A 17,828-nucleotide genomic window follows, 5' to 3' on the forward strand; every position below is an offset into this window, starting at 1 on the left:
GGCTGAGCGCGTCAGCGGGTCGGAGCGGCGCCTTCGAACGAGGCCAGGCCGGTGTCGATGAGCTTGGCTGCGCGGCGGACGTCCGCAGTCACTGCCTCGTGGATCTCTGTCGGCGTGCGAGCGCCGTCCAGGTGTCGCCCAAGGCTTTGGAACTGGATCGACCACAGTCCGAGCAGGGCGGTTGCCGCGATCTGCGGTTCCGGGTCGTCCGGACTTGAGCGGGTGCGCTGGGCCAGCGCCTCGGCTGCGACGGTGACGAGACGGTCGGTCATATCCCGGTGATAGGCCCTCAACGAGGGCGCGGACCTGGTCAGCGCGCCGAAGCGCCTGATCTTGGCAGCGGCGTGGACGGGGTCGTCCTGCGCGGCGATCCAGGAGGTCATGGCACGCAACTCGTCGGAGAGGATCCATAGCGCCGCCTCGACCGGAGAGCGATCCGGTTCGGCCAGGCCGGTACGCAGGGCGGCCATTGTGGCCTCGCCTCGGTCCAGGATGAGCGACTCCTTGGTGGGGAAGTGGTTGAAGACCGTCTTCTCCGAGACTCCGCATGCCTGGGCGATCTCTGACACACGGACGGCGTCGAAGCCGCGCTCCAGGAACATCTCGGTCGCGGTATCGGACAGGCATTGCCGCAACCGGCGCTTCTTCTGCTCCCGCAACCCTTCCGCTCCGGGCTCCGCGGCCTGCGCGCGCCATGCCGTCCAGTCCACCGTGCTCATGGCGACAGGGTAGTACAGCAGCAGAATAATTACTGCTACTGTAAATTTTTAGTGGCTGTACTTTCTGTCGTTCGTCCGATCGCTTCGGGAGTCCCATGAGCGCCATCCACATAGTCCACGACTACCCGCACGCTCCCGCCAAGGTCTGGCATGCCGTCACCGACCCCGGGCTCATCCCGCTATGGACCGCGACCGGAGCCGGGGCACGCCCGGAAGGGTTCACCACCACCGTCGGCGCCCGGTTCCAGTTCATCGCCAGGCCCAAACCCGGCTGGAGCGGCATCGTCGACTGCGTCGTACTGGAGGCGGATCAACCCCGGCTGCTGCGCTACTCGTGGACCGACCACGGCGGCGGCGAGACCACCGAGGTCGCCTACCGCATCGAACCCCACGGCACAGGAACACGCTTCACCTATGACCACACGGGCTTCACAGGTGCGGGCGGGCTGATGATGGCCCAGATCCTGGGTCACGTACGGCGGAAGATGCTGCGCGTCGGCCTGCCGGCCGTGCTGAACGACCTGGACGAGGCAGGCAACCTCCGCCCCGGAAGCACTCTCAAGCCCAAGGCCTGACTTTCAGGACAGCGGCCGCTGATCATCAGCATCACCAAGTGGGTCAGGGAGACCAACGATCGAGTGCCGGTCTGCCAGTGTGGTGCGCCTCCATCGCGCCCGCACAGGCGGTCCAGTAGCCGATCGAGGGCTTGAGCGCGGCGACCAGGCCGGTGCAGGCGACGTCGCCGTCCAGCGCACCCACCTCGGCGTTCGTGACGGCCGCGGCCCGCTCGACCGCTGTGAGGGCCCTTGACCAGATGCGGCTTGGTCGCGAGGGTCTCGGCGGTGACGGGGAAGTTGGCGAGCGCCCCGACCGTGTGCACCCCCTGGCCTCGTCGGGAACACCGACGTCACCGAGCATGTCGTGCTGCGAACTCTCGTCCCAACGCGAGGGCGTTGGCACGGTAGTGGTCGAGGGCGGTCTCGTCCGCGCGGGCGCGGCCTCGGTGACCTCCGGCTCGCCGAGGACCAGCTGGTGCAGTACCAGCCCTTCGAGCGCCGCGAAGACAAGCCGGGTCAGGGCAGGGTCGGCTCCTTCGGGAAGGATGCGGGACAACTCCCGCTCCGTGGCCTCGAAGTACTCGCTGTACAGCGCGCGGATCTTCGGGAGCAGCTCGGGCCTGCGCCGCGATTCGAGCATCAGCTCGTACTGGAAGAGTTGCATGTCCGGCTCGCGGATGACCATGTCCGACAGCCCCGCCGCGAAGTCCGCGGCGTTGCCCGTGCCCGGTTCCAGCTCGCTGGTGCTCGCACTGGTGCGCACCGCATGGGTGAGGGCCGCCTCGGTCAACGCGTCGCGCGAACCGAAGTGGTGCACCACCAGACCGTGTGTGACACCCGCCTCCTGTGCGACGGCACGGTACGTGAGCTTGCGCAGGCCACCCTGGGCCACCACACGGACGGCCGCGTTGAGCAGCGCCTCACGACCGGTCCCGTAGTCCACCCGACGTGGACCGCATCAAGATCGCCTCTCAGCCGGCTCATGCGCTCAAGGCCCGCGCGTACTTGCGGCGGCAGCGCCACGATCTTGCAGAGAGGCTGGTGCGCGCGGATGGCTGCCGCCCTGGCGAGTGGATGGTCGTCAAACCGCTGCTGGCTCTGTACGGACTTTGGACACTCCGCGGTCTCAAGGCCGACGAACGGAAGGTCTCGCCGTAGGCATCCGTTGCCACTTGGTGTCAGGCACGGTGGTTCTTGAGCCGACGCCACCTGACCATTCACCGCACAAGCGTCTCCTGACGGCCGGCCGAGTGCTCAGCATTTTCTGACGGAATCCGGTCAGGGAGATGCAGGGATGTCGAGGGCGAGGCCAGTTCCGGTGATGAAGCCGTCGAGGGTGTCTGGCCGGTACTGGAGGCGTTTGAGCCGATTGCGGACAAGGCGTAGGTGGGCAGCAGGAGCACCGTCAGCCACTCACGCTCGGCGATCAGCCCAGTTCACGCACGACGGTGCGCACGGTGCGGCCGACGTGACGCCCGTGCCGGCGAACCCATGTGCCGACTGGCCGAGTTCTGGATGGCCTTTGTCACCTCGAAGCCCTCGATGCTGCCGTGTCCTCATCCCTGTCCCTCCTGATGTTTCATGTCGGCGGCGCCTACTTCGGAAGTCCGTGCCGCCGCCGGCCGTAGTTGCTCATGGCTGTTGCCGCTCCCATGACCCAGGCCAGGGACAGGGCCAGAAAGAAGGCCCAGAAGCCGAAGCCGCCGCTCTGGTTACCGCTGATCGCCCAGAGCAGCAGTGCCGCAGGTCCTGCCACCACGAGTGGTCCCAAGAGCCACCAGATCAGGTAAGTACGCATGATCTCCCGGCTGTCGAGACGGGTCTCCTCATGCAGGACGTACCGGGTCAGGGTCTGACTGCCGGTGCCCCTGGGGACGTATGTGCTGGCGCCGACGGTGAGCCGGTAGCGCCGCAGCGGCAGAACGGGCAGGTCGAGGACGACGAACCATTGGGTGGCGTAGTGACTGCCGTCGCGGTTGCGGTTGCCGAACCCCAGGAACTTGGTGCCGATGCCGTTCATCGTGGACACGCCGGGTTCCTCCTCTGGCGACGATCAGCGTCGGGCACCCTCCGGACATGAGTGCCATGCCACGCAAAGCGACGGAAAGCCGCCGGAGCGATGCGCCGCTGTCAGGATTCCAGCCGGCGATCACCATCGGCATCCGTGAAACCACTTAATCCGGGCGGCTGCCGCGGTGCGCCGGCTCTCCGTCCGGCGGCGAACCGGTCGCACTGCACCGGGACTCCCTGCGGCGACCCCACGGGGCGGCCGACGGCGGGTGGGACCGGAGCGTCCGGTCAGGCGGTCGGGCGGTGCACCACTCGGCCGAGTGCGCGCGGCAACGACGCCCGGGAGGGGATGTCGAGCTTGCGATAGACGCGTCCGAGATGGGATTCGACCGTCCTGGTGCTGACGAAGAGCTGCTCCGCGATCTCCTTGGTGCGTTTGCCCTCTGCCGCCAGTTCCGCGATCTCCCGCTCTCGCTCGGTGAGAAGGGCCACGGTCGTCGGGGCACTCTCGTTCTGCACCGTTGCGGCCACCGCACCGGTGGCGGCGCGGGTTACCGGCAGCGAGACCCTGGTCTTCGCCGCCTCTTCAAGGATCCGCTGAGCGCCACAGGCCCGAGCGGCCTTTCCCGCCATGTCGAGCCACTCCAGCGCCTGTTGGGTGCCATGGGCCGCGTGCACCGAAGGCGCCCCGGTCACCAGGGTCCAGGCGTGTTCCACCGGCAGGCCGGCGCGACGGAACGATTCCGCGGCCTCGTGGAACAGCTCTGCCGCCAGACGGTGTTCACCCTCGGCGGCGTGGAGCGCGGCCCGGGCTCTGCGCACGTGCTGCTGTTGCAGCGGCAGCCCCAACTCCTCGGCCGCGTCCTCCCCTGTCCGGGCCCAGTCACGTGCTGCGTCGATGTCACCGCATTGCAGTGCCGCGACGGAGGCGAGGGCCAGGAGAGAGGGCTGCCAGGCCCGCAGCAGTCGCTGTAGCTGCGGGCCGCCCTGCTCGACGAGGGTGCGCACACAGCCTGCCGGGTCCCCGCCGAGGAACTGGGCGTGGGCGTGCAGGCCGACCGCTACGGCTGCCCGCCAGCCCCGCTTGCGCAAGGCGAGGGAAAGTCCTTCCCCGGCGAGTTCGAGCAGCCTGTCGGTGTCACGCCGTGACCGGGTCCACAGCAGCCCCGTCGCCCGCAGGAGCATGGCGACCCCGGCAGCTTCGTCGGCCCCGGTCGTCCGGGCGAGCAGCTCGGCCTCGCCGGCCCGGCGACAGAGCGACTCCAGACGCCCCGTCATCTGGTCGAGATGGCACAGAGCCACCAGTTGGTTGATCCGGATGAACCTCCGGGTGGCACCCGTGGTTGCCTGCAGTCCTCGTTCCAGGTGCCGGTAGGCGTCATGGAAACGCTCCTGGAACAGCTCCGCGCAGCCGAGCATCGCCAGGACGTCGGGCATGGTGACGGCAGCGGCGTCCGGCAGGGCGTCCACGATCCGCGCACACTCGGTGACCTCGGCGACGGCCTCGGGCAGCAGCCCGAGCTGGCTGTCCCCGAGGGCGCTCAGGGCCCGCAGGTAGGGCACCGCCGAGCCGGTGGCTCCGGCAGCCTCCGCCGCCTCACGGACCACGTCACGTGCCTCGCCGTAGGCGCCCCGGAACAACTGCACGCGCCCGTACGCGGTGATCAGTTCGGCCGCCGGCGCCGGCAGCGGCACGGGCAGTGGGCGGGGTACGAGGTCAAGTGCCGTCCGGACCACCGCATCGGCCTCCTGGTGACGGCCCAGCAACCGCTCCAGCTCTCCGCAGACGGCGTAGGCGCTGAGCCGCAGGTCCTCGGAGAGATCCGACTGATGCCGGAGCAGTTCGTGCACCAGGGAACGGGCTTCCCGCAGCCGGCCAACGGCACTGAGAGCCCGGCAGCAGTCGAGCACCAGAACGGCCCGGGAGGCGCTGGTCCCCTCCCCGGCGGGCAGGTGGTCCAGCGCCAGGCGCAGCCAGCGGGCGGCGACGGCCGGGGACTTGGCCATCACCTCCGCCGCCCCGTCAACCAGAACCTGCCCGGTCTCCGCTCTGCCCGCGCCCACCAGGTGCTCGGCCTGCCGGGCACGCCGGTACGCCGATGCTCCTCGCGTGGTGAGCAGCTCCAGGGCACGTCTGTGGGCGTTGACGCGCAGCGCCGGCGAAGCGTGTTCCAGGGCGACGTGGCCGAGCACCGGGTGCCGGAAGACGTAGCCGCTGCCCCAGGGCAGCGGCCGTATCAGGTCCGCTGCGACGAGTTCGGTGAACGCTCCGAGGGTCGGTTGCAGGCCGAGAGCGGAGACCTCAGCGACGTCGTCCGGCAGGAAGGGATCGCCGAGAACGGCGGCGACGTGGACCGAGAGCGCGGCGTCAGCACTGATGGAGGCCAGCTCGGTGACGACGGGGACGGCCTCCCGGAGCATGCCGTCCCGGTCCGGACCGGCACTGAGCGGCCACTCGTCAGGGTCCCACCGCGCCGCGACCAGGATCCGCAGCATCCGCGGGTTACCGCCGGAAGCGGCGTGCAACTGCTCGGCGTATGTGCCGTCGATCACGGGTGCCGGGGAGGCGCGCCACTCGGTGTACGCATGGTCACGCGCCGGGTGGGAGAAGGCGTGCCGGGAGGTGGTGTCGGCGCGTGAGCCCTCGTGACCGAGGAGGGTGGATATCTCCTGGAGATCCAGGGAGGACGGGGCCAGACGGATGACTGAGCCGGTCTCGACTCCGTGTTCGAGCGCCTCTCTCAGTACCGGGCTGGACTGCCGCGGGCGGTGCGCCAGCGCCAGGACGAACGGGCCGGGCGGGGGTGTCCGCACGAGCTGCGCGATCAGCCTCGCGGACTGCTCGTCGCACAGCTGCAGGTTGTCGAGGACCAGCACCCCGCCGCGCCGCGCCGCCCAGCGCCCCAGTACGCTCCGCACCTCGGTGCCCGCCCCGGCGCCGGGCTCCCGGGCAATCGGGCAATCCCGCACCTCAAGGGCATCCAGCATCTCTCTGATGACCTGGCCGGGGTGGGTCGTACCCCTCGCGGCGTGGGCTCGCGCCACCAGTGCCCCTGCCCCGGCTGCCCGCTCGGCGAGCAGGCCGAGCAGGGCGGTCTTGCCGATCCCCGGCTCACCCGTGACCTCCAGGACCGCTCCCCGGCCGCCGGTCAGATTCTGTACGACCGCGGAAAGACACTCGACCTGCGAGTGTCTGCCGACGAGAACGGCGCCGTTCTCATGGGCCGGATCCTTTGAGGGCAAGTGATCCTCTCCCTTCCCATGGGTGTGCACACGAGTGATCACGCCCTTTGTCATCGATTCGGATATTAGGCCATGACGTTGGCCGACTTGTGGCGTGAACGGTGAGCTGCGGGAGATCCGGAGTCGCCGGCGGCCGCAGCTCGACGGTGTTTTCGTGTGGCACTGGACAGCGCCGTGCGGCTGCGGGGCAGTGAGCGCTTCGATCCGTTCCGCGGACTGTGAGGCGAGCGGATGGCTCGGCCGGCACACCACTTGGGCCGGCGGACTGGAGCGCACCGCCGAATCTGTCGACCGGAAGGCGGCACCGCTGGTGAATCACCCTTGCAAGTAGCCCGGCTTGGGCGCCGCGCCGGTCCGGGCAACGGCGCGCCTCGCGAACGACGCCACGTGGTCCGAGAGGAACGCCGTACCGCCCGACGGTGGGAACTCAGCCCGCACTCTGCGGGAAGCGAACGTACTTCATTCCTCAGGTTCTTGCCTCGCAGAAGAGCAGTCCGGGGACCGGCGAATGGTCCGGCGGCGCCAGGTTGCCGGCCGGACGCTGTCGAGGCAGCGGGGTCATGGTGTGCAGAGGGTGGTGCGGTGGGGGCCGAAGTGGCCGAACAGGCCGGCCAGCAGGACGAAAGCTGTGATCGAGAAGACCGAGAGCCACACGGCATACCGGGCCACGTCGCCGATCGTGCGGTCAAGGCGACGCGCAATCCTCCACCAGGACCAGCTGATGAGCGCGCCGGTGCCCAGGGCGGCCATGACGCAGAGCAGCACCGCTGTCATCAGGTCCACACCACCGGGGACGGGCCGCGAGGCCACAGCGCAAGCGCCCTCGGACAATTGCTCGGATCCGAGGATGAGCAGCAGTGACACAAGCAGGTTCACCACAGCCGCGGCTGCCCAGCCGAGCCCGGTCAGCAGGCGCCGAGCCACCCTGTGCTCCCTGAGCCCGGCCACCAAGGCGCAGAACATCAACACCATCGGCACCGCCAGACAGACAGCAAGTCCCTCCACTATGGCTCCGATATCGAACCAGTGGCCGGTCGGGCGGTCGGAGTCGTTCAACCCGGCCCAGAAGTAGCGGGCATAGGCCAGAAGAAACACGAATTCGACGGTGAGCCCCGCAAGGACGTGCGCGGCCATGCGGGCTGCGGGGCGGTGAGAGAAGAACGCGGGCCATACGACATCTCTGAGGCCGCTCTCCGATTCGGAGCTTCTGTTGTTGTCGAGCGAGCGCACTGAACCGTCCTTGTCCGCGGGTGTCCCGGCGCCCGTCCGGGGCAGCAGGAAGGCCGGGTCAAGAGTTCTCTCAACAGCGAACGTGTGCGCATCGGGGGAAACACGGAAACAAGCGCGTACTCGGTGGCTGACACGCCACGCCCACCGGCTGCATCGCGACCAGTTGCCCGTCGGGTACAGGAGCCTCTCCCGTGATCATCGGATCCGCCGTCAGATTCACACTCCCCGTACTCACCTGCTACGGGAGAGCTACGTGGTTTCACGGACGTCAAGATCGGCTGCGCTCGCGAGAGTGGGGATTACACACGATTTGGCGGTTCGGATGGGCCTGGCGGAACCCCGCAGCGTTGAGCGGTTCAAGAACGACGACTACCCCGGCTGGAAGTCGCGGATCGACGAGGCGGCAGGTTTCGAGGTGCCGGTCGAGGTGGCGTGGCAGGAGCTGGCCGTCGCCGACTACGCCGACAGGTACGCCGCATACTTCCCCCAGGTGTACTTCCAGCCGCTGGTGGACGCGTTGAGCGCGGTAGCGGCCGACGACCTGGGCAAGGAAGCGCTCCGCGAGGGGATGTCGAAGGTCGTCATCCGGAACACCGGCGAGTTCTTCAGCCCGTCGGGGATCTCCTTCACCGACGGCGTGCTGACGTTCGACCACATGTCGGATACCAACACCCACCATGGTGAGGAGCGCACGAAGGTTCTCCAGGGCGTCCTGGAATCTGCGCGCTGAGCTTCGCTCTTGTCCCTGTGCCCGGTCCGCGGACGTTGATCGGGTGAGGTGCGGGACATGGAACGGCCATCGCGAGATTCTCCAGGTGGGTGAAGACCTGGGAGGTCGCGATGGCCGTCGCCGTGAGTGTGCCGGGACCGGATGGCGAAGGCCGGGTTCGGCCCGGAGCATGCCTTCGCCACCGAGCCACAACCAGTACTGCAACGGCGCTTGCCGAAGCACACGTCGGCCTTCACGACCCCTACCAGGTTCGTGAAGGCCGACGTCGCGCCGCGCCTTGAATTCGCCGACGGGGTCGCCGAAACCAGCGGGGCGGAACGGAAGAGCCTGCAGCTCAGGTCAGCTGTGCATGCCCCGTCGGCGGCGCCATACCAGGGCCGCCCCAACCGCCAGTAGCGCTGCCGCGATGCCCGCGAGGGTGAGGGCTTCGGTGCCGGTGGCTGCCAGGCCGCCGCCTCCGCCTTGGTTCCCGCCGCCGCTCCCCTCCGGCGGAGTGGACGGCCCGGGTGTGCCGGGCGCCGGAGTGCTGTGGCCCGGGGACGGAGTGTGCGTCGGCGACGCGGACGGCTTGCCCGTGGAGGTGGCCGTCGGGGTCGGCGTCGGGGTGCCGCCGCCACCCGCGGACAGTTTGCCGCCGCCCAACAGGAGCAGCTGGGCGTTGTCCGCGCTGGTGGTCATCGCCCTCGCGGACGTCTTCGTGGAACGCGGCAGGTTGCGGTGCTGCACGGTGAACTGGGCCCGGGAGACGTTGCGTCTGGGCGCCTTGGAGAAGTCGACGCCACCCAGCACGCAGACCTTCTGCCCGCACGGGTAGCTGTAGTCGCCCTGGGTGAAGGACTTGTAGTACGCCTCCCAGGTCTGGCGCGGGGTCCAGGTGCGGTTGGCGCCCCTCAGCGGCCACTTGGCCACGTTGTTGCTGTTGATGATCGACCGGTACTGGGTGGCCTGCTGCTGGTCCTGCTCGCGGACGTACTCGGCGGCGACCCGGGCGCTGTAGACGCGGCGCAGATCCGCGTACTGCGGAGTGGTGTTGATCTTCTGCTCGATGTCCGGGACGATGAACTGCCGTACCAGCGTCTGGTAGGTGAGGCGCTGGGCTGCCGACAGGACGCAGCTGTTCGGGGTCGGTGTCTTCACCGTCGCGGCAACGGAGTTGACCTGAAGCGGGGCGGCCAGGATGTAGAGGCCGTTGCTGTCGGCGCGGACCTGGGCGGGCTTCGGCACGATCCAGTTGCGCTCGACGGAGCCGCAGGGCAGGCCGGCACGCCGGATCGCGTCCATGAGCTGTTGTCCGATGCCCTGGCGCGGGTCCAGGTCCTTGGCGAAGTCGTGCTTCATCTGGAGGTCGGCCTGGAGCAGCACACGGCCGGCGTCGGTCTTGCCGAAGGTGTGGTCCATGACGCGGTCGGGCTGGTCCGGGTTGAGGTTCACCCAGAACTTGTCCGGAGTCAGTGCCAGCCAGGTGAAGAAGGAGTCGGAGATGAGCTGCGCCTTCTCCTTGCCGCCGTAGCCCAGGCCCGCGGACTCGTCGACCTGCCGCGCGGAGTAGGCGTAGTCGAGGGCCTGGCCGCGAACGGGCTTACCGACATAGGAGAGTTGGAGGGTGGAGAAGTCGACGCCGCCGGGACCGTGGACCGCCTCGTCCGCGCCCTCCTCCTCGCTGATGAGCTGCTGCTCGGCGGCCATCTCGCCCGGTGTCTCCTCGGACCCGTCGATGACCTGGGAGGCCGCGCCCCCGGGCTCCTCCCCGGTGTTCAGGTTCGGGTCGGCCGCCGTGTACGGGCCGGGCTTGTACTCCGGCTCGCCCTCGGTGATGTGCTCGTAGCTGACGACCCGGGGGCGGCCCTCGGAATCGTCGCCCGCCTGCTGGGCGAGTCTGTCGAGGTAGTTCTTGGTGGAGTTCTGCTTCTCTTCTCCGTTGACGTAGACGATCCGGGCGTCGCGACGCTGCGGGTCCGCGAGGAACTTCTCGTTGGCAAGGTTCTGCTTGGAGTCGTAGCCGCCGCCCGCCTTGAACTCGACGAACTGCTTGGTCTTGTAGTTGACGGCGTCGAACCGGCGGACCAGCGGTTTGCCGTCCTCGATCACCGGGTCGCCGTTCTCGTCCAGGACGGGGACGTCCTCCTGGCAGAGCCAGTCGGGCCCGATCAGTCCCAGATCGCCGACCGCCTTCTTCTCGAAGGCGTTGCCGCGCTTGTTGTTGTTGTTCGGCTGGATCCAGGCGTAGCGCAACCAGTCCGCGAAGGTGCTGTACTTGCGGGACTGTGCGTTCTTCCTCAGATAGTCCCGGTACTGGGCCAGGACCCGCTCACGGCTGTTCGCGGGGTACTTCTTGTACGGCTTGGTGATCGTGGCGAGGATCTTCGCCTGCTCGACCGGGTCGTCCGGCAGGGTGAGCCCGTCCAGGGCCTGCCGCGGAGCGGAGAAGCCGTAGGAGTCCCAGTCGTTCACACTGCGTTGGGTGATGCCCTCGTCCCAGGGCAGGGAGGTGGACTCGTCGCCGTTCAGCTGGTACATCCGGTCGCAGCGCTTGCCTTTCGCCGCGTACGCGGTGCCCTGCAGGGACGCCAGGCCGGTGATGGTCAGGGCACCGGTGCAGGCGAGCGCGAGGGCGATGTTCCGCCACTGCCGTCGGCGGTGGGGTATCGGTGTCGGGTCGGTTCCGGTTGTCACGTGAGTTCTCCAACGGAGCCCCGTTGGTGGCTGGTTCGCGGCGCCAGGGGCCCCCGTGACATGTGTGGCGCCGCCAAGAGCCACAGAGTAGGAACTCCGCAACAACGACGTCTCGTAGTTGCTCGGCCTGTCACACGCCGACCCCACTTGCTCACAGGATCCTTACAGCTCCTGGCAGTTCACCCCTTACGCTCGCCCCATGAACCCGATCGACACGCCCGAGTGGGCCGACAACCCCCGGCTGAACACCTGGCTTGCCGCACAGCGGGAGGCCTTTCCTCTGTGGGCCGAGGAGCACGGGGGCGGCTGGGACTTCACGATCGACTCCCTCGACCGGCTCGAAGCGCTGCTCCGCGAGCGGTTCGCCACCTGGGAGGAGGCGAGGGCAGCCGCCGAAGGACCGCTGCTGTCGGTCGCGGCCTGGTACCTCGGGGAGACACTGATCCGCAGCTCCGGTGCCGAGTGGCGCTGCGTCCCCACGGAGCCGCCCGCGGATCTCCCTACGGGCGGAAAGCCGATCCTGATCATTCCGCTGGAGACGATGACCGACCGGGAGCTTGCGGCACTTGAGCGGGAGGCGAAGCGCGGCGACGATCCCCGGCCCTACGTGGAGCCGGCCGGAGAGCTCAGTTCGATGTTCGCCGTCGGTCCTGACCACAGGCTGCGCGACGCACTCGAATGGTTCGAGGACTTCGCTCAGTGGCGCGTCGGGGTCGCCCGCCGCTGAGCCTGCCGACGTGATGCCGTGGAGGCCGACAAGCTGTGACTGCCGCAGCAGGCCGGTCCTAGGAGGTACCCGCAACGGGCGAAGCGACCGCGGAACGACGGGCGTTTCGCGCACATCCTCGACGACTTCGCTCCGCACCGACGGCGCCGCTGTGCGCAGCGCCCCTTCGCGGGATCGGTGACGATCCTGCTCCCATCGCGGTAGAGGACGTAGTTGGGGTCTGCCGGTTTTCGAGGTCCTGTCCGAGCGCGACCGGACGTGCGCCGCGGAACGAGCTATGCACCCTCGCCGTCCCCGCGCAGGGAACGGATCATGCTCTGCATGATCCGGAACGCGTCCGACCGCTCGGTCTCGGTCAGGCCGGCCAGCATTCTGGCCTCGACGGACCGGACGGCTGCGCTCGCCTTCTCGAGGCTTCGTCGGCCGCGAGGCGTGAGCCGCGTGGGAAGCGCCTTCCCGACGGGTGCCTCCGCGGGCCTGGCCACGTAGCCCTCTCGTTCCAGGGCTTGGAGCAGCACGTTCATCGTCTGCCGTGTCACGAACGCGCCCCGCGCGAGCTCGGAGTTCGACAAGCCCGGCCGTTGCGCCAGCAACTCGAGGCAGGAGTAGTGCGTCACGCTCATCCCGAGCGGCCGCAGCACTTCCTCCATGGCCGCGCGGAGGGCGCTCGACGCTTCTTTGAGCAGGTAGCCCAGTGACGTCTCCAGGTCGACGCCGACACGTTCTTGACTCATGTCAGCATTCTGACATAGCTTGCCGCATGTCAGAAAACTGACACGGAAAGAAGGAGCGCCACCATGCCCGCCACCGGCCCCGACTTCGTCTCGCTCCAAGTGCGCGACCTCGACGCTTCGCAGGCGTTCTACGAGCAGTACCTGGGCCTCGTCCGCTCGCCGGCCGGACCTCCGCACGCCGTCGTCTTCGAGACGAAGCCGATCGCGTTCGCACTCCGCGACGTCATTCCCGGCACCGACCTCGCATCCGTCGCCCAGCCCGGCATCGGTGTCGCGATCTGGCTCCACGCCACCGACGTCCAGGCCATCCACGACGCGCTCGCCGCCGACGGTCACACCATCGTCTCCGCACCGATCGACGGCCCCTTCGGCCGGACCTTCACCTTCGCCGACCCCGACGGCTACCAGGTCACACTCCACGACCGCGGCTGAGCAGCCGAACGCCACCGGACGAAATTCAGCGGTGGCGCCCCGGGTCGGCGCACGCGCGGTGATGCGGGCGTTGAAGAGTGTCGTCATCGACCGGATGTCGATCGCCCGGATCGCCGCCGCGCTCGGAGTTTCCTGGCCTACCGTCATTGACGCCGTCCTGGCGAGGGAACCCCGGACGACGTCCTGTCCAACCTTCAGCATCAACGGACCCGTTCCTTCCTGGCACGTGTCCTGTGAAAGGTCCCGGCAGAGGCGCCGCCGCACGCGCCGGTAGGCGATGAGCCAGGTGGCGAGGCCGAGAAGGGCTTCGTGGATGTCGTCGCGTCGTTCCCAGCGGATGTGCAGGCGGCGGTGGCCGCGTGCAGCCGGAGAGGGGCGGTGTTCGCCTTGATCAGAGTTCGAGGCCGTAGAGCGCTGCCGCGTTGGCGGAGGAGAACTTGTGTCGGTCCTCGTCGGAAGCGAAGTGCGCGAGGAATGAGTTGATCTCGTCCTGGGTCGGGTGCTGGAACGGGTAGTCGGTGGAGAAGATCAGCCGGTCGATCGTGGTCACCGCAAGGGCGTGCTGGAGCAGTGCCGGGTTGAGCATGCCGGAGGCGGTGATGTGGAAGTTCGTCCGGATGTAGTGCGAGACGGACCGTTGCAGGTCGGCGACGCGGGAGAGGCTGTCGGCCCGGTCGAGCCAGAACAGCAGCATCTCGCCCCAGTGGCCGAGCACGATCTGCAGTGCGGGGTGTCGGTCGAATGTGCCGCGCAGGATGAGCCGGAGCGCAGCGGTCGCGGTGTCGAGGTGCCAGCCCCACCCGAAGGTGGCCAGGGCGAGATCGGTCAACTCGCCGAAGCCCCGGTAGGAGGCGTCGCGCACCGCGTCCGAGGGGATCTGCGGGTGGATGAAGACCGGCTGGCCGAGCTCCGCCGCAGCGGCGAAGAACTCGTCGTAGGCCGGGTCGTCGAGGAAGCGGTCGCCGGCGCGACCGTAGACCATCGTGCCGACGTGGCCCAGGCTCTTGGCTCGCACGAGCTCGTCGACGATGTGCTCCGGAGAGGACATGGGCAGGGTCGAGAGCGCCCGGAACCGTGTCGGATTCCTGTCGACGGCCGCGATGGCCGTGTCGTTCGCGGCGCGGCTGAGGTCCCGGGCCTGCCCCGGGGAGAGCGGGTGGGTTCCGGGCGGAGTCAGGGCGAGGATCGAGATGTCGATGCCTTGGGCGTCCATCGTGGCGATCCGATCCCCGCCCAGGTCCTCCAGACGCTGTCGGTGGTCGCCCATCTCGTTGAAGGCGAGGCTCTCGTCCGGCCGCGGCAGGGCCTTGAGTGCGGTGGTGAGGTCCGGAGTGACCCAGTGCTCTTCGATGGCGATGAGGGTCATGGTCTTCGCCCTTCGGTCGGTCGGGCGGCACGGCCGGCAGCTTCGTTCCGGCAATGCCTGTCAATTGACAGCCAAGCTAGCGCACGGACTAAAGTAGCTGTCAACTGATAACAATCGGGGCGGTGACGGAGGCTCGGACAGATGAATGAGGAGCAGACTGCGAGGCTGTTCGAACTCGCCGACCTGATCCTGGCGGTGGGCCGCCACATCGGGGCGTCGAAGGAGAGCGAAGTCGAGTCGGGAACGCCGCTGGAGGGAGCGGTGATGCGCTATATCGACCGCCACCCGGGCACGACGGCCGGTGAGGCCGCCGAGGCCACCCAGCTGATCTCGAGCAACTTCGCCCGGGCGGTGCGGCGCCTGGAGCAGGCAGGCCTGGTCCGGCGTGACGCGGATCAGCACGATGGGCGGCGGGTGCTCCTCTTTCCCACCGAGAAGGCACAGGAAAACCTGCAACGGCTGCGCGCGGTCTGGAGCCGCCTCCTCGAAGAAGCCGTGACTGATTCCGACGAGATCGACACCGTGATCTCAACCCTGCGGACCATCGAGACCCGGCTGGTCGCCCGAACGCGCCCCGAGGGCCGATAGGGAGATCCGGCGATCCCGGCCCATCCGATCGGCTGGTGCGCTGCTGCATCGAGCCGAGGGATCCGCTACGAAGAACGCACTGCCGATACCAGAAGGATCTACTCATGGCGTGATCGTCGCCATAGGCAGGAATGACGGGTATCGAGCAGACAGGTCTGGTTGTGGAACTCTCCGATCCGACACTGGCCCCTGCCGCGAGCGCCAGAACAGGCTGCCCGTCAGTCGAGGGCGTCTATGAGGGCTTTGGTCACTTCCTCAGTCGTCGCGGTGCCACCGACGTCGCGGGTCCGGATGCCGGCGGCGGTCGTCTTCTCGATGGCCCTCTCCAGCCGGGCCGCCTGGTCGGGCAGGCCGAGGTGGTCCAGCATCAGGGCCGCGCTGCCGACCGCGCCGATCGGGTCGGCGAGGCCCTGGCCCGCGATGTCCGGCGCTGAGCCGTGCACCGGCTCGAACATGCCCGGGAAGCGGCGCTCGGGGTTGAGATCGGCGCTGGCGGCGAGGCCGGGGCGCTGCCGAGATCGGAGAGAATGTCCCGCGTTGAGGTTCGAGGCGACGACGACCGACAGGTCCTCGGGGCGCAGTACGAACTTGGCGGACATGAGGTCGACCAGCACGCTCTCGGTCTCCGCGTCCGGATAGTCGGGGGCGACCCGCTTGAGGACGTCGTCCCACAGGACCATGCCGTACTGCTGGGCGTTGCTCTTCGTCACGGACGACACCTTGCGCCGGGTCCTGGTGCGGGCCAGGTCGAAGGCGAAGCGCATGATGCGTTCGCAGCCGACCTCGGTGAACAGGGCCGACTGGACGGCGACTTCGCCGCCCTGGCCGCGTGCGGAGAGGTTGCGGCCGCCGAGGCCCGCGTACTCGCCCTCGCTGTTCTCGCGGACGACGACCCAGTCGAGGGCGGTGTCGTCGGCCTTGCGGAGGGGGCTGGTGACGCCCGGCAGGAAGTGGACGGGGCGGACGTTGGCCCACTGGTCGAAGTTCTGGCAGATCCGCAGGCGCAGTCCCCACAGGCTGATGTGGTCGGGGACGGTGGGCCAGCCGACCGCGCCGAAGTAGATGGCGTCGCAGTCCTTGAGGCGGTCGAGTCCGTCCTCGTCCATCATTTTCCCGGTGCGCTCGTAGTACTCGCAGCCCCAGGGGAACTCCTCCCAGGCGAAGGCGAACGCCCGGCCGGAGTCCGCGGCCAGCGCGTCCAGGACGGCACGCCCGGCGGCGACGACCTCCTTGCCCACGCCGTCGGCGGACCGAACGTCGCGCTGCGTCGCCTGCCCGCCCGGCCAACCCATTCCGGCCTTCCCACGGCACAGGTTCAGCAGCTGAAAGCCGTGCAGCACACACAAGAACGCAAGACAGGGGCGGACAGGAACTCCCCTGCCCGCCCCTCGCCGTCGTTACGAGAGCGGCATGACCTTGCGGTAGGCGAACACCACGACGACCGCGACCGCGACGTGCATCAGGAGAAGCGCGCCGACGCCGATCGCGCCGCCGTTGCCGTAGAGGAGGAAGTCGGGCACGAAGGACACCACCACGACGACCGGCACCAGCCAGCGCACCAGGGCCTCGGGGTCCTTCGACACCTTGCGCACGATGGCCCAGCCGAGCGCGCCTGTCAGGGTGCCGACCGCCGTGAGGAAGATGTACGACCCGGCCTTCAGCGGCTGGAAGCCGTCCGGGGCGCCGGCGGCGAGGGCGATGAGCGAGATGACCGTGTTGGCGATCGAGGCCACCACGATCGCGGCGATGACTCCTCCCGCCACGACGAGCGGGCCACGGCGGACGGCGACTGCCTCACAGATAACGGACACAACAACTCCAGGGGGATGGCACTGCGAACACACCCGGCCAGGGTGCGTTTGAAACCTCAAGCAGTGCCCAGTGTTGCCCAGCCCATTTGAAGTCTCAAGCTTTCGGCCCTGTCGGTCCCCTGTCGACCCGCGGGCGTGGAAGTCGGCGATCCGCTCCCACATCGCGACCGGGTTGGCGTACATCGGCCAGCGCCCGCTGTGCGGGATCAAGGCCAACTCGACACCCTGCTCGGCGAGTTCGGGCAGGTAGGACAGGTGCGCCTTCTCGACGCCGTACATGACATCCGCGGGAAGGGCAGCGCGAGAAACTTGTTCATCAGGTCGCCGTAGTCGGACAGGTCGACCATCGACTCGAAAATGCCGCGATGGGCCGCGACCTGGGTCATGATGCCGCCCCAGACGGTGACGTCGGTACGGCCGCCCTTGGCGCCGACCACGACCGCGCCGGGCGGGACGTCGCCGAGGAGGTCGCCGACTGTGCCGCCCGCACTTCGGCCGGGCCGCCGAGCAGCTGCGGATGTCCCAGCCGCCGCCTGAGCCAGGCGATCCTCCAGCTGGAGCGGCAGCTCGGGGCACGGCTCTTCGACCGGACCGGGCGGAATGTCACCCTCACGGAGACCGGGCGGGCGTTCGCGGTGGAGTGCCGGAAGCTGGTCGGGCGGGAGCGGGCGGCCGGTGGAGCGGGCCCGGTTCGCCGACGAGCCGTGGGTGGGGCTCAGCCGGGACGCGTCGCCCGACTGTCACGACCAGCTGACGGCCACCTGCCGCCGGGCCCGGTTCACCCCCGGCGTTCGCCGTCTGGCCAACTCGATCATGACCCAACTGGCCATGGTGGACTGCGGTTTCGGGGTCGCCCTCGTGCCCGAGGTGACCGTGCGCTCGGCCGGTCCTTCGACCGTCAGCCGGCCGTTCACGGACCACGCCGACATCGTCGAGCTCTCGCTGGTGTGCCGGAGCGGTGCGCAGGAGCCGCTGGTGGAGGAGTTCCTGCGCACCGCGTCCGAATAG

General features: G+C 68.7%; 16 protein-coding genes and 4 pseudogenes. 8 read left to right on the top strand and 12 right to left on the bottom strand.

Features of this window, described 5'->3' with window-relative positions; translation table 11 throughout:
• Nucleotides 1–11 precede the first annotated feature (11 nt).
• Nucleotides 12–719 (bottom strand): TetR/AcrR family transcriptional regulator, encoded by a 708-nt coding sequence (locus tag EDD90_RS00925; protein ID WP_123971257.1) that lies wholly within the window; start codon nucleotides 717–719, stop codon nucleotides 12–14.
• A gap of 95 nt (nucleotides 720–814) precedes the next feature.
• On the opposite strand from EDD90_RS00925, the gene EDD90_RS00930 reads away from it, so the two are divergent.
• Nucleotides 815–1,294, top strand: a complete 480-nt coding sequence (locus tag EDD90_RS00930; protein ID WP_123971258.1) for an SRPBCC domain-containing protein — start codon at nucleotides 815–817, stop codon at nucleotides 1,292–1,294.
• A 403-nt stretch (nucleotides 1,295–1,697) separates the two neighbouring features.
• Here EDD90_RS00930 and EDD90_RS00935 read toward each other — a convergent pair.
• Nucleotides 1,698–2,219 (bottom strand): annotated as a pseudogene (locus tag EDD90_RS00935) (TetR/AcrR family transcriptional regulator); the annotation flags it as partial.
• Nucleotides 2,220–2,221: 2 nt separating this feature from the next.
• On the opposite strand from EDD90_RS00935, the pseudogene EDD90_RS00940 reads away from it, so the two are divergent.
• Nucleotides 2,222–2,434 (top strand): annotated as a pseudogene (locus EDD90_RS00940) (YdcF family protein); the annotation flags it as partial.
• Between the two features lie 120 nt (nucleotides 2,435–2,554).
• On the opposite strand, the pseudogene EDD90_RS56675 reads toward EDD90_RS00940, so the two are convergent.
• The 4 genes and pseudogenes from EDD90_RS56675 to EDD90_RS00955 all read right to left on the bottom strand — a co-directional run.
• Nucleotides 2,555–2,706, bottom strand: a pseudogene (locus EDD90_RS56675) (IS630 family transposase); the annotation flags it as partial.
• A gap of 164 nt (nucleotides 2,707–2,870) precedes the next feature.
• The gene (locus EDD90_RS00945; protein WP_123971259.1) at nucleotides 2,871–3,305 is read right to left on the bottom strand and encodes a hypothetical protein; all 435 of its coding nucleotides are present in this window, start codon (nucleotides 3,303–3,305) and stop codon (nucleotides 2,871–2,873) included.
• Between the two features lie 269 nt (nucleotides 3,306–3,574).
• Nucleotides 3,575–6,529, bottom strand: coding sequence for a LuxR family transcriptional regulator (locus EDD90_RS00950; protein ID WP_123971260.1), 2,955 nt, complete (start codon nucleotides 6,527–6,529; stop codon nucleotides 3,575–3,577).
• A gap of 558 nt (nucleotides 6,530–7,087) precedes the next feature.
• Nucleotides 7,088–7,759 carry a hypothetical protein gene (locus tag EDD90_RS00955; protein WP_123971261.1) on the bottom strand — a complete coding sequence of 224 codons (672 nt, stop codon included), beginning with the start codon at nucleotides 7,757–7,759 and terminating at the stop codon, nucleotides 7,088–7,090.
• Nucleotides 7,760–8,081: 322 nt separating this feature from the next.
• Between EDD90_RS00955 and EDD90_RS00960 the strand changes: the two genes are divergently transcribed.
• Nucleotides 8,082–8,489 carry a hypothetical protein gene (locus EDD90_RS00960; protein WP_123971262.1) on the top strand — a complete coding sequence of 136 codons (408 nt, stop codon included), beginning with the start codon at nucleotides 8,082–8,084 and terminating at the stop codon, nucleotides 8,487–8,489.
• A 339-nt stretch (nucleotides 8,490–8,828) separates the two neighbouring features.
• Here the strand turns inward: EDD90_RS00960 and EDD90_RS00965 are convergent, their stop codons facing one another.
• Nucleotides 8,829–11,162: a hypothetical protein gene (locus EDD90_RS00965; RefSeq protein ID WP_123971263.1), complete on the bottom strand. Its 2,334-nt coding sequence runs from the start codon at nucleotides 11,160–11,162 to the stop codon at nucleotides 8,829–8,831.
• Nucleotides 11,163–11,361: 199 nt separating this feature from the next.
• Between EDD90_RS00965 and EDD90_RS00970 the strand changes: the two genes are divergently transcribed.
• Nucleotides 11,362–11,889 (top strand): hypothetical protein, encoded by a 528-nt coding sequence (locus EDD90_RS00970; RefSeq protein WP_123971264.1) that lies wholly within the window; start codon nucleotides 11,362–11,364, stop codon nucleotides 11,887–11,889.
• Between the two features lie 275 nt (nucleotides 11,890–12,164).
• Here EDD90_RS00970 and EDD90_RS00975 read toward each other — a convergent pair whose 3' ends face one another.
• Nucleotides 12,165–12,623, bottom strand: a complete 459-nt coding sequence (locus tag EDD90_RS00975) for a MarR family winged helix-turn-helix transcriptional regulator (RefSeq protein WP_123971265.1) — start codon at nucleotides 12,621–12,623, stop codon at nucleotides 12,165–12,167.
• A gap of 63 nt (nucleotides 12,624–12,686) precedes the next feature.
• On the opposite strand from EDD90_RS00975, the gene EDD90_RS00980 reads away from it, so the two are divergent.
• Nucleotides 12,687–13,055 carry a VOC family protein gene (locus EDD90_RS00980; RefSeq protein ID WP_123971266.1) on the top strand — a complete coding sequence of 123 codons (369 nt, stop codon included), beginning with the start codon at nucleotides 12,687–12,689 and terminating at the stop codon, nucleotides 13,053–13,055.
• 391 nt (nucleotides 13,056–13,446) lie between these two features.
• Here the strand turns inward: EDD90_RS00980 and EDD90_RS00990 are convergent, their stop codons facing one another.
• Nucleotides 13,447–14,421, bottom strand: coding sequence for an amidohydrolase family protein (locus EDD90_RS00990; protein ID WP_123971268.1), 975 nt, complete (start codon nucleotides 14,419–14,421; stop codon nucleotides 13,447–13,449).
• A gap of 141 nt (nucleotides 14,422–14,562) precedes the next feature.
• Here EDD90_RS00990 and EDD90_RS00995 point away from each other — a divergent pair, with 141 nt between their 5' ends.
• Nucleotides 14,563–15,009: a MarR family winged helix-turn-helix transcriptional regulator gene (locus EDD90_RS00995; protein ID WP_123971269.1), complete on the top strand. Its 447-nt coding sequence runs from the start codon at nucleotides 14,563–14,565 to the stop codon at nucleotides 15,007–15,009.
• A 218-nt stretch (nucleotides 15,010–15,227) separates the two neighbouring features.
• Here EDD90_RS00995 and EDD90_RS01000 read toward each other — a convergent pair whose 3' ends face one another.
• The 3 genes from EDD90_RS01000 to EDD90_RS01010 all read right to left on the bottom strand — a co-directional run bounded on the left by EDD90_RS01000 (nucleotide 15,228) and on the right by EDD90_RS01010 (nucleotide 17,257).
• Entirely contained in the window at nucleotides 15,228–16,301 is a 1,074-nt protein-coding gene (locus EDD90_RS01000) for an isocitrate/isopropylmalate family dehydrogenase (protein ID WP_123971270.1), read from the bottom strand.
• Between the two features lie 105 nt (nucleotides 16,302–16,406).
• Nucleotides 16,407–16,820, bottom strand: a complete 414-nt coding sequence (locus EDD90_RS01005) for a DUF6069 family protein (RefSeq protein WP_123980744.1) — start codon at nucleotides 16,818–16,820, stop codon at nucleotides 16,407–16,409.
• Nucleotides 16,821–17,026: 206 nt separating this feature from the next.
• Nucleotides 17,027–17,257, bottom strand: coding sequence for a hypothetical protein (locus EDD90_RS01010; protein WP_185149694.1), 231 nt, complete (start codon nucleotides 17,255–17,257; stop codon nucleotides 17,027–17,029).
• Between EDD90_RS01010 and EDD90_RS58820 the strand changes: the two are divergent.
• Nucleotides 17,186–17,398, top strand: a pseudogene (locus EDD90_RS58820) (hypothetical protein); the annotation flags it as partial. The gene EDD90_RS01010 and the pseudogene EDD90_RS58820 sit on opposite strands and share 72 nt — an antisense overlap.
• 97 nt (nucleotides 17,399–17,495) lie before the next feature.
• A complete protein-coding gene (locus EDD90_RS56690; RefSeq protein ID WP_260327476.1) occupies nucleotides 17,496–17,828 on the top strand; it encodes a LysR family substrate-binding domain-containing protein in 333 nt (110 codons plus the stop codon).

The sequence above is a fragment of the Streptomyces sp. Ag109_O5-1 genome (assembly GCF_003814875.1).
In the GTDB taxonomy this organism is placed as follows: Bacteria; Actinomycetota; Actinomycetes; order Streptomycetales; family Streptomycetaceae; genus Streptomyces; species Streptomyces sasae.

Coding starts and splice junctions, on each gene's coding strand:
- EDD90_RS00925 (WP_123971257.1), bottom strand. CDS start 719: ATGAGCACGGTGGACTGGACGGCATGGCGCGCGCAGGCCGCGGAGCCC.
- EDD90_RS00930 (WP_123971258.1), top strand. CDS start 815: ATGAGCGCCATCCACATAGTCCACGACTACCCGCACGCTCCCGCCAAG.
- EDD90_RS00960 (WP_123971262.1), top strand. CDS start 8,082: ATGGGCCTGGCGGAACCCCGCAGCGTTGAGCGGTTCAAGAACGACGAC.
- EDD90_RS00970 (WP_123971264.1), top strand. CDS start 11,362: ATGAACCCGATCGACACGCCCGAGTGGGCCGACAACCCCCGGCTGAAC.
- EDD90_RS00975 (WP_123971265.1), bottom strand. CDS start 12,623: ATGAGTCAAGAACGTGTCGGCGTCGACCTGGAGACGTCACTGGGCTAC.
- EDD90_RS00980 (WP_123971266.1), top strand. CDS start 12,687: ATGCCCGCCACCGGCCCCGACTTCGTCTCGCTCCAAGTGCGCGACCTC.
- EDD90_RS00990 (WP_123971268.1), bottom strand. CDS start 14,421: ATGACCCTCATCGCCATCGAAGAGCACTGGGTCACTCCGGACCTCACC.
- EDD90_RS00995 (WP_123971269.1), top strand. CDS start 14,563: ATGAATGAGGAGCAGACTGCGAGGCTGTTCGAACTCGCCGACCTGATC.
- EDD90_RS01000 (WP_123971270.1), bottom strand. CDS start 16,301: ATGGGTTGGCCGGGCGGGCAGGCGACGCAGCGCGACGTTCGGTCCGCC.